Source organism: Aquibaculum arenosum (genome assembly GCF_029222965.1).
Classification (GTDB): Bacteria; Pseudomonadota; Alphaproteobacteria; order Kiloniellales; family DSM-21159; genus Aquibaculum; species Aquibaculum arenosum.
The window spans coordinates 206,645-219,616 of the sequence record NZ_JARHUD010000007.1 but is presented as its reverse complement, the minus strand read 5'-3'; the positions used below and the strand labels follow the sequence as shown (position 1 = coordinate 219,616).

The window sequence follows — 12,972 nt, the reverse complement described above, 5'->3', positions numbered from 1 at the left end:
CGGTGTTCACCACCGACAGCCGCCCGACAAAGATACCGTCGCTATCACCAGTCATAGCGACAGGGAACAACACTCACATCAAACCGTCAGCACCAAAATCGGCGGCGCTCACCGGAGGGTTACGCAGTTCGGACGAGCGCCGCAGGCCAGGTACACTGCTGCGACACTGGCCGCACCCTCCCCTACCACACGGCGGACGTCGCGGCAGGTAAATCCATTGCAGAGGCAAACGTACATTCAGCACCTTGCGACAGGTTATCAGTTGCAATCACATTAAGCGTGATGCGAATGACTGTCAATTGCGCAGCTTAGGACTCAATCGGATGTTCGCGCTCTTTACTGACTTCGGCTGGGCCGGACCCTATGTGGGGCAGATGCACGCGGTGCTTTCCGCGCAGTGCAGCAACCGACCAATCGTGGACCTGCAGCACGATGCGCCAGCTTTTGAACCCCGGGCTGCGGGACATCTTCTGGCCGCTGTCGTCAAATCTCTGCCGGCCGAGTGCATTGTCATCGCCGTCGTTGATCCAGGTGTGGGCTCACAGCGCCAAGCGATCCTGCTCGAGGCCGGAGGCCGAACCTATCTAGGACCGGACAACGGCCTGCTCACTGCCCTGGCGCTGCGCGACCCCAGGGCGCGGGCCGCGGTGATCGAGTGGCAACCGACGGCCCTATCAGCCAGCTTCCACGGCCGAGACCTCTTCGCTCCGGCCGCTGCGCGCCTGGCCAACGGAAAATCTCTGCCGTGCCGCCCCTTGCCGCTTCATGATCTGGTGGGCGCCGATGGACCAGAGAGGCTTGCGGAGGTGATCTACATCGACGGCTACGGCAACTGCTGGACCGGCCTCCCGGCGGAGGATCTGGCGCCCGATTGTCGGATCCTTTGTGCCAACTCGTCCTTCGCCCGCGCGTGCACCTTCTCGGACGTGGAAATCGGCCAGCCCTTCTGGTACGAGAACTCAGCCGGTCTGGTCGAGATCGCCGTCAATCAAGGTTCTGCCGCAGCCGCGCTCGGGCTGACCATCGGCAGCGCCATTGAAGTGCGCCCCGGAGAACGGCTGTCTCAATGAAGGGCTTCTGAGGTGGACTGCACGCGATGACAATGCTTACCCGCGGCCTGTTGCTGGGCACCCTGGCAATGGCGCTCCTGGTCACGGCCTCCAATATCCTGGTGCAGTTCCCGGTCAATGATTTCCTCACCTGGGGCGCGTTTACCTATCCGGCCTGCTTCCTGGTGACGGACCTTTGTACGCGCACCCTAGGGGCCGAAAGGGCTCGCAAGGTGGTCTACGTGGGCTTTGCCGTGGCCGTCGTGCTCTCCATCGCGCTGGCGACCCCGCGCATTGCAATGGCCTCCGGCGCTGCCTTCCTGACCGCGCAGCTCTTGGACGTCGCGATCTTTGACCGGCTGCGGCGTGCAGTCTGGTGGGTGGCGCCCCTGGCCTCTTCCCTCTTCGCCTCGGCAATCGACACAGCCCTATTCTTCTCTTTGGCTTTCGCCGGCACCGGCCTGCCCTGGGTTACTCTGGCCCTGGGCGACTATGTGGTGAAGCTGGCCATCACCCTTATCATGCTTGTGCCCTTCCGGGCCTTGATCTCGACCCTGCCCAGTCGCGAACGCATGCAGGGGACCGGCCTGTCACCCTGACGCCCGCATTGCCGATGTCGGCCCAGGTTTCGTTGAGCCCAGCCGGTGGTTCCCCCTGACAATGAGCGGGGGCAGCGCGAGGGTGGGACCGAGCCAGACGAACGGCGGCAGCAGGAAGGTGAGATTGACGGGCATGACACAGAGCCGCCCTCTCCTGCCCCCGGTCGTCGCCGTGACCAGCCCGACGACTGCACGCATCGTCGCCCGCTGCGCCGCAGAACTGGCGAGGCCTGCGCTGCTCCTCTGCCCGCAGGAGGCGGCGGCCTTCGGCGGCCCGGCCTGGTTTCGCGAACTGGTCGATGCTGCCGCCCGACAGAGCGGTGCCCAACTGTTTGCCGGCCTGGATGCCGGAAGCGATGCCGGAGTCGCAGTGGAAGCCCTGCACCTCCGGCTGGATGTCGTGATCTTTTCCGGACCTAAAGGCGCCACCGAACGCCTTCAGCGATCGGGGGAGAACTTGGGTCAGCGGGTATTGGCTAAGATGCCCAGTGCCCTGCATGTCACAGGTCGGGACAACCTCGAAGCCGCCTGCCGCGCCTGGCTCGAGCAAAGGTGAACCGCCGTCGATTGCATCCCCTGAAGCCATGGGCTATTCCACGGGGCGGACTTTCGCGGGCGCCTGCGGCCCCGCTCTTGCTTGCGTCACAACTCAGCGTGAAAGGGATATAACCATGCGGGTCCACCAACGCGTAAAGCGGATCCTGAGGCACTACGAAAGCGACAACCCCGGCACCAAGGCCAACCTGGCGCGCATCCTGACGCACGGCCGCCTCGGCAACACCGGCAAGCTCGTGATTCTGCCTGTGGACCAGGGCTTCGAGCATGGGCCGGCGCGCAGCTTCGCGCCCAATCCCGACGGTTACGACCCCCACTACCACTACCAGCTCGCCATCGATGCCGGTCTCAGCGCCTTCGCGGCACCGCTGGGCCTGCTGGAGGCCGGTGCCGACACCTTCGCCGGCGCCATCCCGACGATTTTGAAGCTCAACTCCTCCAACAGCCATGCCACCAGCAAGGATCAGGCGATCACCGGCAGCATCGGTGATGCGCTGCGCCTGGGCTGCTCGGCAGTCGGCTTCACCATCTATCCCGGCTCCGACGACTGCTTCCCTATGATGGAGGAGATCCGCGAGCTGGCCGAGGAAGCCAAGTCCGTCGGTCTGGCTGTCGTTATCTGGTCCTACCCGCGCGGCGGCAACCTCTCCAAGGAGGGCGAGACCGCCATCGACGTGACGGCTTACGCGGCGCACATGGCGGCCCTACTCGGGGCTCACATCATCAAGGTGAAGCCGCCGACCGATCACATCGAGCAGGAGGATGCCCGCAAGGTCTACGAGAAGCAGGGCGTCGACATCTCCACACTCTCTGCCCGCATCGCTCATGTGATGCAGTCCAGCTTCGCCGGGCGGCGCCTGGTGGTCTTCTCCGGCGGCGGTGCCAAGGGCACTGATGCCCTGCTGGACGAGATCCGCGCCCTGCGCGACGGCGGCGCCTCCGGCTCGATCATCGGCCGCAATTCCTTCCAGCGGCCGCGCGAAGAGGCCCTGGCCCTGCTCGAGTCCGTGATCGATATCTACCGCGGAAAGGCGTGACGGGCCGAAATGGCCTCCGCGCCGCACTGCCGGCTCTGTCTGGTGACACCGCCCGAGCTTGTCTCGGGCGGTCTTGCCATTGAGCACTTTTTGGAGTCCTTTGCTGCGGCCTTTACGGGCGGGGATGTTGCAGCGGTCATCCTCAGCGGTGCCTCCTCTGCAGAGGCACCGCCCGTCACGCTGATTGAACCACTGCGCGACATCGCCCAGGCGGCGGATGCGGCCTTTCTCCTGCAAAGCGATGTCGATGCGGCAGCCAGCTATCATTGCGACGGCGTTCTGGTTGCAGCCGAACCTGCCTCCATACGCGCAGCCCGCTCCCGCCTCGGGTCGCAGTACATCGTGGGCGCTGATTGTGGTACATCCCGGCACGCAGCCATGATCGCAGGCGAGGAAGACTGTGATTTCGTGGTGCTGGACGCCGGCGACCCCGAGCTACTGGCTTGGTGGGCAGAGTTGATGGAGCTACCCTGCGTCGCTTGGGGCAGAGTAACCCTTGAGAACGCGCCCGCCCTAATTGCCACTGGGATCGAGTTCTTGGCCGTGGGTGATGCGGTTTGGAATCATCCGGAAGGCCCGAAAGCCGGCGTGTCAGCCTTCAACGCCCTTTGTGCGGCTGCAGTGCCCCCGGGATCATAGAGCCTCTTTCAGGCAATCAGCTCAGACAGCGCGGGCGAGCGCCAGGGCCTCGCCATAGTCGGCCGCGTGCACCAGGCGGCCGCTCTGGGGGCCCAAATCCATGCGCTGAAGCACCGCCGCGACTTCCGGCTGAACCGAGGTCACGATCACCTTGGTGCCGTGCGCTGCTGCCCGGCGCACCAGACCTGCTAGGGCTTCGGCGCCACTAGCGTCGATCATCGGCACCTCCCGCATGCGCAGGATGAAGACTCGCGGCGGCTCGCCGACGCTGTCCAGAAGATCTCCCACGGTCGAGGCCGCACCGAAGAACAGCGGACCGCGCATCTGGAACACCTCAACGCCGGACGGCAGGGCGTCGCGCTGGTCATAGGCTTCGGGGTCGCGCTGGAAGTCGTCGATGTCCCGTTGCAGGACGGCATCGCCCTTCTCCACGGCCACGAGCCCGGCCATGCGGTGCATGAAGAGAATGGCTGCCAGTACGACGCCGACCTGGATGGCAACCGTCAGGTCCACCAGGACGGTCAGCAGGAATGTGAGCACCATGACGAGCCTATCGCCCAGAGGCGCGCGCAGCAGCAGGTGAGTGAGCTTTCCGACTTCGCTCATGTTCCAAGCCACCACCACCAGGATCGCAGCCAAAGCAGCCAGCGGCACCCAGTAAGCCAAAGGCGCCAGCAGCAACATGAACAGCAGCAGGAAGACCGCGTGCAGGATGCCCGAGACGGGGCTGCGCGCGCCGGCGCGGATGTTGGTGGCCGTGCGGGCTATGGCGCCGGTAGCGGGCAGGCCACCGAAGAACGCAGAGCCAATGTTGGCCACACCCTGGGCCATGAGTTCGCAGTTCGACCTGTGTCGCCGTCCCGTCATGCCGTCTGCAATCACAGCGGAGAGCAGGCTTTCGACACCCGCCAGGAAGGCGATGGTAAAGGCGCTGGGCAGTAGAATGCCCATGCGCTCCAGAGTGATTTCCGGCCAGACCGGCGCCGGGAGGCTGCTGGGAATGCCGCCGAAGCGGCTACCGATGGTATCGACCGGCAGCCCGAAAATCAGCACGATCAGCGACGCTCCAGCAACCGCAAGCAGGAAGCCAGGAAGTTTCGGCGCCCAGCGGCGCAGCCCCAGAATCAAGGCGAGGGAAGCCCCCGCCAGCACGAAGGTGATCAGCGAAAGACTGTCGCGGGCAGCCCAGAAGACCCCTAGTCGCTCCAGGAAATCGCCGGGCACGCTGTCCAGCGATAGCCCAAAGAAGTCGCGGATCTGGCTGCTGAGGATAATCAGGCCGATGCCGGCAGTAAATCCGATCACCACCGGCTCCGGGATGTACTTGATCCAGGTGCCCAGGCGCGCAATGGCCGCAACGATCAGCATGGCCCCGGCCATCAACGTGGCCAGAACCAGCCCGTCATAGCCGTGCTCGGCAATAACATTGAAGACAACAACGACGAAGGCCCCGGTCGGGCCGCCGATCTGGAAGCGGCTGCCGCCCAGCGCGGAAATCAGGAAACCGGCCACAACAGCAGTGACCAGTCCCTTGTCCGGCGTGGTGCCTGACGCGATGGCCAGCGCCATGGCCAGCGGCAACGCCACAATGGCCACCGTGAGGCCGGCAATCAGATCATGCCTGAGATCGCCCATCCCATAGCCCTGACGCAGGGTGGTGATCAGCTTGGGGACGAAGAGGTGCCAGGCAGGCGAAGCGGTGGGCGTCGGTCTTTGTGTTTCAGCCATGATCTGGGAAGCAGGAGAAAGGCGTGCCCGGTTCCGTTTCTGGAACCAGCCCGCGCTGGGTGCAGCAGGAGCGGTGTTGATACCCCACGCTGCCACGCACTACCCCCAGAGGCCAATGCAAAATTCACAACACTGTTGTGTATTATGAAATCCTGGCTTCCTTCAAAGGCGGCTTTGTTAGACACGAAGGGCAGGAAGAATGGCACGAAGTGCACGAAGGCCTTTCACTCAACCGGGCTTGAGACTGGCGTGCTCACCCCCTGGCGAACTTCCTGCATCCCTTGGTGTGCTTCGTGTCGGAGCGAAACAGGAAAGGCCCCTGGCGCCGTTCCGACACCAGGGGCCTGATTCGACCGACACTGTTCGTAAGCGCCGCTGCGCCGCGCGCTACCGCTCCAGCGGCTTGTACTTGATGCGGTGCGGTTGATCCGCTTCCGCGCCCAAGCGCCGTTTCCGGTCCGCCTCATAGTCCTGGTAGTTGCCTTCGTACCAGACGACCCGGCTGTCGCCTTCGTAGGCCAGGATGTGCGTACAGACGCGGTCCAGGAACCAGCGATCATGGCTGATGATCATGGCGCAGCCGGCGAAGTCCAGCAGCGCCTCTTCCAGCGAACGCAGGGTGTCCACGTCCAGGTCGTTGGTCGGTTCGTCCAGCAGCAGCAGGTTGGCGCCGGATTTCAGCATCTTGGCCAGATGCACCCGGTTGCGCTCACCGCCGGAAAGCTGACCCACCTTCTTCTGCTGATCGCCGCCCTTGAAGTTGAAAGCGCCGACATAGGCCCGCGAAGGCATCTCGCGCTTGCCGAGCTGCACCACGTCAAGCCCGTCGGAGATTTCCTCCCACACGCTCTTGCCGGCATCCAGGGAATCGCGGGACTGGTCGACGTAACCGGCCTTTACCGTATCGCCGATCCGGATCTCACCGCCATCCGGCGTCTCCTGACCCACGATCATGCGAAACAGCGTGGTCTTGCCGGCGCCGTTGGGGCCGATGATGCCGACAATGCCGCCCGGCGGCAGCTTGAAATTGAGATCCTCGATCAAGAGGTGGTTGCCGAAGCCCTTGCGCAGGTTGACGGCCTCCACGACCAAGTCACCCAGGCGCGGACCCGGTGGAATGGTGATGCTGCCCGGCTCCGGCGCCTGTTCGTTACCCTGGCGCAGCAGCTCCTCATAGGCCTGGATACGCGCCTTGGACTTGGCCTGGCGCGCCTTGGGCGACTGCCGGATCCACTCCAACTCGTGGTTGACCGTGCGCTGGCGCGCCTTTTCCTCGCGCGCCTCCTGCTCCAGGCGCTTGCGCTTCTGTTCCAGCCAGCCCGAGTAGTTGCCCTGGTAGGGAATGCCGCGCCCGCGATCGAGCTCCAGGATCCAGCCGGCGACATTGTCGAGGAAGTAGCGGTCATGGGTCACAGCCACGACGGTGCCGGGATACTCCTCCAGATAACGCTCCAGCCAGGCCACGGACTCGGCGTCCAGATGGTTGGTCGGCTCATCCAGCAGCAGCATGTCGGGCTTTGACAACAGCAGGCGGCAGAGGGCCACGCGGCGGCGTTCACCGCCGGAAAGCTTGGTAACCTCCGCCTCGCCCGGCGGGCAGCGCAGCGCGTCCATGGCGATCTCGACGCGGCGCTCCAGATCCCAGGCGTCGGCTGCCTCGATCTTTTCCTGCAGGTCCGCCTGTTCAGCCAAGAGCGCATCGAAGTCGGCGTCCGGATCGGCGAAAGCCTCGCTGATGGCGTTGTAGCGATCCACCAGTTGCTTCAGATCGCCCAGGCCGTCCATGACGTTGCCGGCTACGTCCTTGGTGGGATCGAGCTCCGGCTCCTGCGCCAGGTATCCAACCTTGACGCCCTCGGCGGCCCAGGCCTCGCCGTTATACTCGGTCTCGATGCCGGCCATAATCTTGAGCAGCGTCGATTTACCGGCGCCATTGAGACCCAGCACGCCAATCTTGGCTCCCGGCAGGAAGTGCAGATGGATGTTCTCCAGCACCTTCTTGCCGCCGGGATAGGTCTTCGAGAGACCCTGCATAGTGTAGATATACTGATAGGACGCCATAGGGCTCCCCTCACCGTTTCGCTGCTGTAGAAGGTCAGACCGGATCGCGTTCAACCTGAACCTTTACGGTTCTGATTTATCGCGTGTATCCGCTCTACTCTCAAAGTTCTAAAGCAGATTTACGCATCCTCGCGTATCGCAAAGCGTTTCGGACAGGACGCGATCTGCTTTGATTGCCGCGCATCCTAGCCAGAGAAGGCCAAGGGTCAACGACACTTCCCCGCCGGCGAGAAAGTCTGCGACGACGCTTGCCAGAAAGTCTGCTTGGCAATGCGAAACGCCCGAACCCTGCAATCAGGTCCGGGCGCTTTCGCGGTTGGGGCGATCTGGACCTTACAGGCCCCGCCGAAGGCTCATCAGGCCGCTTCGGAACTGCGATCGCGCGATTTCACCACGTAAGCGACGGCGCAATGCTCGGCGCAATAGGGCTTGCCACCAGCAGCCGGCGCCTCACAAAAGTGGAAGTCGGGTGTTGCCGGATCGCCGATCGGCCACTGGCAGCGCCGTCCCGTGGACTTCTCCTGCTGCTGCTGCACCCGCACCATGGGCGGGCGCCGCCGCTCTTCTTTGGCTGGCGCAGCCGGCATTGGCGGTGGCGTCTTCAGCACCGGTGCCGGCTTGCGGGCCGGCTGAGCCGGCTTGCTGTCGCGGCGAATAGGTGACGGTCGCGCCGGCAGGTTAAGGCGGTGCGCCTTGCCCACCACCGCGTTCTTGGAAACACCCAGTTTCTTGCCGATGGCGGAAGCGGAATGGCCGGCATTCCACAGCTGGGTCAGTTCCTCGATTCGTTCTGGCGTCCAAGCCATGCCATGCTCCCCACATGTTGAGGTCGTCGCCGACGAGGCGCACTATATTCGGGCTCCTGCGGGGAGTCGAGTCGCTTGGCACAATATCTTGTGGAAAACTTACGGCGGGCCGGCAGGTCTTGCGTACGGCGCCTGCTGGCCGCTTTCTGCAAGGCTGGGGGCAACAATTCAACCGCCTCCTGAGCCACGCTTCAGCTACCTTGGGGCGCATCAGTAGCATCAGGAGCGGCGAGCTGCGGCCCGGCCGACATTGCCCCAAGTGACGAGCGTGACATCAGCAACACCGGCGCCGGCCAGTCGGCGACGAGCCGTAGAACTCATCATCATTCTCGGCGCCATGACGGCCTTTGCGCCGCTGTCGATCGATATGTACCTGCCGGCCTTCCCAACCCTCCAGGAAGCCTTCGATACCACAGCCGGCCGCATCCAGCTCACGCTGTCCTCCTTCTTCATCGCCTTTGCCTCTGGGCAGATGCTCTACGGGCCCCTGGCTGATCGTTTCGGTCGCAAGAAGCCGGCGCTCTTCGGCCTCGGACTCTTCGTCCTCACCTCCATCGGCTGCGCATTTGCCGCCACGGTGGAGCAGTTGATGGTGTTGCGCTTCCTGCAGGCGCTGGGCGCCGGGGGCGGCGTGGTGGTGGCCCGCGCCATGGTGCGCGACCTCTTTCCCCCGTCGGAGGCTGTCAGTGTTTTCTCGCGCCTGATGCTGGTCATTGGCATTGCGCCGATGCTCGCCCCGCTCTTGGGTGGTTACCTGCTGATCTGGTTCGACTGGCAGGCGATATTCTACTTTCTGGCCTTGTGCGGCCTGCTCTGTGCCCTGGCCGTCCAGTTTCGACTGAAGGAGAGCCTTCAGCCGCACATGGCGCAGTCTCTGTCGCCCCGTGCGATCGCCATCGCCTATGGGCGCCTGCTGGCCGACCGCCGTTTCATCGGTCCCGCCTTGGTGGGCGGCCTCTCCATAGCGGGCATGTTCGTCTACATCACGGCCTCGCCCTTCGTGTTCATCGAGGTGCTGGGATTGTCTCCCGAAACCTATGGCTGGGTTTTCGGCCTCAATGCCTTCGGCTTCATCGCAGCCTCTCAGGTGAATGCCCGCCTGGGCCGACGCTTTGGGCCGGATGGGGTGCTTTCGGTCTCGAACCTGGTGCTGGCGCTGGTGGGGCTGGCGCTGATTCTCGGTGGCGCGCTGGGCATCGGTGGACGCTATGGCGTCTTCCTGCCGATCATTGGCTATATCACCTGTCTGGGCTTCATCATGCCGAACACAGCCGCCCTCGCGATGGCGCCTTTCGGCCGCAATGCCGGTTCAGCCTCCGCCCTTTTGGGAACCCTGCAGTTCGGGCTCGCCGCGGCGGCATCGGCCATCGCCGGCACCTTCTCCCACGAAACGCCTGCGGCCCTGTCGCTCATGGTCGCGGGTCTAGGCTTCTGCGGAACCCTTGCCTACTTCCTGCTCTGCCGAAAGGCCCGGCCCGTCGTCTGAAAGCAGGCGCTCACAGCTGGGTCATGAAGCGCTCCAACCGCTCCAAGGCACCGTCAAGCACAGCATCGCGTTTGGCGAAGCAGAAGCGCACCGCCGTGGTGACCTTGTCCTCGGCGTAGAAGGCACTCACAGGAATGGCCGCCACCCCGGCCTCCCGCACCAGACGCTCGCAGAAGGCCACGTCATCGCTCAGCCCCAGAGGCGCGATGTCGACATTGAGGAAGTAGGTCGCCTGACAGGGCAGAACGGTGAATCCGAGCCGCTCCAGGCCCGAGGCGAAGCGATCGCGCTGTCGCTGGAAGTCCTGGCGCTGCCCGAGAAAGAAATCCTCTTCCTTGCCCAGGCCATAGGCCACGGCTGTCTGGAGGTTGGGCGGCGTGGTGAAGGTCAGGTACTGGTGCGCGCGGGAAATGGCGGCATGCAGTGGCGGCGCCGCTGCGACCAAGCCGACCTTCCAGCCGGTGAGCGAAAAGATCTTGCCGGCAGAGCCGATCTTGACCGTGCGCTCGCGTAAGGCCGGCACCGAGAGCAGGCTGGTGTGGGCGACATCGTCGAAGGTGATGTGCTCCCAGACCTCATCGCAAACCACCGTGGCATCATACCGCTCGACGAAATCGGCGAGCAGGTCGATGTCTTCGCGCGCCAGCACCGTGCCGGCCGGGTTCAGCGGCGTGTTGAGCAGCACGACGCGCGTCTTATCGCTGAAGGCCGCTTCCAGTTGAGCGGCATCGAAGCGCCACTGCGGCGGCTGCAGCGTGACGAAGCGCGGCACGCCGCCGGCCCGCAGAACCAGCGGCAGATAGGCGTCGTACATGGGCTGGAATAGCACCACTTCATCGCCTGGCTCGATCAGCGCCAGCAGCGATGCCGCCAGGGCCTCGGTGGCGCCAGAGGTCACCAGAACCTCGCGCTGCCAATCCAGATCGACGCCATGAAATCGCTGATAATGTGCGGCAATGGCCTGGCGCAGCTCGGGCAAGCCGAACATCGGCGGATACTGGTTCCAACCATCCACCGCTGCGTCTGCCGCCGCACGGCGCACGTCCTCGGGCCCCGGATCGTCGGGGAAGCCCTGGCCGAGATTGATGGCGTCGTGCTCCCGAGCCAGCTGGGACATGGATTCGAAGACCGTGGTCGGCAGCGAGGCGAAGAGCGAGTTCATAGCGCGAAGGTCCGGTAGCAATGCGTGGATCGGCGCCAAGCATGGCGGTGAGCAACCGGAAATCAAGGGTCGGGCCCTGGTGCGGGTCCCGCCCGTCTACTGCAACGGCGAGGGCTCCGCTTCCCCCTCGAGATCAGCGGCGGTCATTTGGGTGGGGCCGGCATGATGATGCACCAAGCGCCACTCCCCCTCTTCCTGCACGAAGACATTGGTCGCCAGCAGCAGCCCTTTGCCCATCTGCTCATAGCACAAGACCATGGCGCTTTCCGGCGACAGCGGCACCACGCGCGGCTCGCGGCAGCGCAGGGCTTCAGGCACACCGCCATTCTCGATGATGGCCTTCCAGCTTTCCATGACCGCTTCCCGTCCGATTAGCGGCGCCCAGCCTGGATGTGCGCAGGCCACTGGCGCTTTGCGTGCCCAAAGCCCATCCATCGCCTGCAAGTCGCCCGCGCGAAAGGCCTCGTAGAAGGCATCATTGGCGAAAAGAATGACAGCTCGCTCTCGCATAGATTTCTCCAGCCTGCGTCGCAGTTGGTACGCCCCCGAAAAGCATCAGTTGCGACCATTGCGAGCTTTGCCTAGAAGTAGGGTTCGGTGTCACTCGAGAAAAGAGCACCACGCTCATGTTCGGGCGAGCGCGGAGGCGTCTCCGGCAGAGGAAGAGCGATATAGCGCGCTAGGATACCGCTCTGCGCCTCCGGCACTGCCCCGGACGACCGAATCAATACGTTGCAAGAATAGAACGGGATGCGGCCGAATGCACAGAACGCTCACTTGGACCGCCGGGTTCCTTTTCCTCACAGTCGGAGCCAGCCACGCCGCCGACGACGTGATGATTGTCTACGACGGCTCCAACTCCATGTGGGGCCAGATCGACGGCGCGGCCAAGATCGAGATCGCCCGTGAGGCCATGGGAAGCCTGCTGGGGGAATGGGCGGACGGTACCAACGTGGGCCTGATGGCCTATGGGCATCGGCGGGAAGCCGATTGCGGCGACATAGAGACCATCGTCCAGCCCGCCCCACTGGAGCGTGACGCCTTCATGGAGCGCGTGCAGGCGATCACGCCACGCGGCAAGACGCCTCTTACGGCCGCAGTTGAGGAAGCCGCTCAGGTGCTGGCCTTCCGGGACAACCCGGCGACCGTGATCCTGATCACCGATGGCGTCGAGACCTGTCAGCGCGATCCCTGTGCCCTCGCGGATCAACTGGAAACCGCTGGCGTTGGCTTCACAGCTCATGTGGTCGGCTTCGACCTGAGCGGCGAGGATCAGGAAGCGGTTGCCTGCCTGGCGGATCGGACCGGCGGTCGCTTCTTGGCAGCCGACAACGCCGATGAACTCAGCAGCGCGCTGGGTGAGGTTGGCGAGACCCTGGCTCAGGCCACCGTCGAGGAACCCGAGCCGGAACCCGAGCCGGAGGAACCGGCCCTGCCCTCTGTTGAGGTGACTGCGCCCGAAACGGCGACAATCGGCTCGACCGTGGAGGTCGAGTGGAATGCTCCCGAGCAATCAGAGCGTGACATGATGACCATTGTCCCACTCGGCACCGAAGACGGCGAGGTCGGGAACTACATCCGCGTCCGGGACGACAGCGCGGGCACGCTGCAGGTTCCCGCCAATACGGGATTCTACGAGGTGCGCTATGTCGTCAATGACGGACGCGGGACCGCCGGCTCGGCTGAGATTGAGGTGGTGGATGCGGCCATCACTCTGGAAGCGCCTGAGAACGCCACCAGCGGCGCAGCCTTCGCCGTATCCTGGTCCGATTCCATTCATCCGCAGGACTACGTGACCATCGTCCCCATGGGCGCCGAGGAAGGCGAGAGCGGTGCCTACATCCGCACGC

Annotated in this window: 13 protein-coding genes; 7 read left to right on the top strand and 6 right to left on the bottom strand. The window is 64.2% G+C overall.

Annotated elements, in window-relative coordinates; translation table 11 throughout:
• Window positions 1–108 precede the first annotated feature (108 nt).
• Entirely contained in the window at window positions 109–237 is a 129-nt protein-coding gene (locus P2G67_RS16385) for a (2Fe-2S)-binding protein (protein WP_322099704.1), read from the bottom strand.
• An 86-nt stretch (window positions 238–323) separates the two neighbouring features.
• Here P2G67_RS16385 and P2G67_RS12870 point away from each other — a divergent pair, with 86 nt between their 5' ends.
• From P2G67_RS12870 to P2G67_RS12850, 5 genes are all read left to right on the top strand, one after another.
• Window positions 324–1,070 (top strand): SAM hydrolase/SAM-dependent halogenase family protein, encoded by a 747-nt coding sequence (locus P2G67_RS12870; RefSeq protein WP_275823627.1) that lies wholly within the window; start codon window positions 324–326, stop codon window positions 1,068–1,070.
• A gap of 26 nt (window positions 1,071–1,096) precedes the next feature.
• Window positions 1,097–1,648: a queuosine precursor transporter gene (locus P2G67_RS12865; RefSeq protein WP_275823626.1), complete on the top strand. Its 552-nt coding sequence runs from the start codon at window positions 1,097–1,099 to the stop codon at window positions 1,646–1,648.
• A 133-nt stretch (window positions 1,649–1,781) separates the two neighbouring features.
• A complete protein-coding gene (locus P2G67_RS12860; protein WP_275823625.1) occupies window positions 1,782–2,204 on the top strand; it encodes a hypothetical protein in 423 nt (140 codons plus the stop codon).
• A 115-nt stretch (window positions 2,205–2,319) separates the two neighbouring features.
• Entirely contained in the window at window positions 2,320–3,240 is a 921-nt protein-coding gene (locus tag P2G67_RS12855) for a class I fructose-bisphosphate aldolase (protein WP_275823624.1), read from the top strand.
• Window positions 3,241–3,249: 9 nt separating this feature from the next.
• Window positions 3,250–3,879 carry a thiamine phosphate synthase gene (locus P2G67_RS12850; RefSeq protein ID WP_275823623.1) on the top strand — a complete coding sequence of 210 codons (630 nt, stop codon included), beginning with the start codon at window positions 3,250–3,252 and terminating at the stop codon, window positions 3,877–3,879.
• Between the two features lie 21 nt (window positions 3,880–3,900).
• On the opposite strand, the gene P2G67_RS12845 is transcribed toward P2G67_RS12850, so the two are convergent.
• The 3 genes from P2G67_RS12845 to P2G67_RS12835 form a co-directional block, all read right to left on the bottom strand.
• The gene (locus P2G67_RS12845; RefSeq protein ID WP_275823622.1) at window positions 3,901–5,607 is read right to left on the bottom strand and encodes a SulP family inorganic anion transporter; all 1,707 of its coding nucleotides are present in this window, start codon (window positions 5,605–5,607) and stop codon (window positions 3,901–3,903) included.
• Between the two features lie 387 nt (window positions 5,608–5,994).
• Window positions 5,995–7,668 carry an energy-dependent translational throttle protein EttA gene (ettA, locus tag P2G67_RS12840; RefSeq protein ID WP_275823621.1) on the bottom strand — a complete coding sequence of 558 codons (1,674 nt, stop codon included), beginning with the start codon at window positions 7,666–7,668 and terminating at the stop codon, window positions 5,995–5,997.
• 356 nt (window positions 7,669–8,024) lie between these two features.
• Window positions 8,025–8,474, bottom strand: coding sequence for a GcrA family cell cycle regulator (locus tag P2G67_RS12835; RefSeq protein WP_275823620.1), 450 nt, complete (start codon window positions 8,472–8,474; stop codon window positions 8,025–8,027).
• Window positions 8,475–8,742: 268 nt separating this feature from the next.
• Here P2G67_RS12835 and P2G67_RS12830 point away from each other — a divergent pair, with 268 nt between their 5' ends.
• Window positions 8,743–9,960 (top strand): Bcr/CflA family multidrug efflux MFS transporter, encoded by a 1,218-nt coding sequence (locus P2G67_RS12830; protein WP_275823619.1) that lies wholly within the window; start codon window positions 8,743–8,745, stop codon window positions 9,958–9,960.
• A gap of 10 nt (window positions 9,961–9,970) precedes the next feature.
• On the opposite strand, the gene P2G67_RS12825 is transcribed toward P2G67_RS12830, so the two are convergent.
• Together P2G67_RS12825 and P2G67_RS12820 are read right to left on the bottom strand one after the other, a co-directional pair.
• A complete protein-coding gene (locus P2G67_RS12825) occupies window positions 9,971–11,122 on the bottom strand; it encodes an aminotransferase (protein ID WP_275823618.1) in 1,152 nt (383 codons plus the stop codon).
• Between the two features lie 96 nt (window positions 11,123–11,218).
• Entirely contained in the window at window positions 11,219–11,632 is a 414-nt protein-coding gene (locus P2G67_RS12820; RefSeq protein WP_275823616.1) for a nuclear transport factor 2 family protein, read from the bottom strand.
• Between the two features lie 250 nt (window positions 11,633–11,882).
• On the opposite strand from P2G67_RS12820, the gene P2G67_RS12815 reads away from it, so the two are divergent.
• Window positions 11,883–12,972, top strand: a 1,090-nt coding sequence (locus P2G67_RS12815; protein ID WP_275823615.1) for a vWA domain-containing protein, incomplete at its 3' end; no start/stop codon positions are given.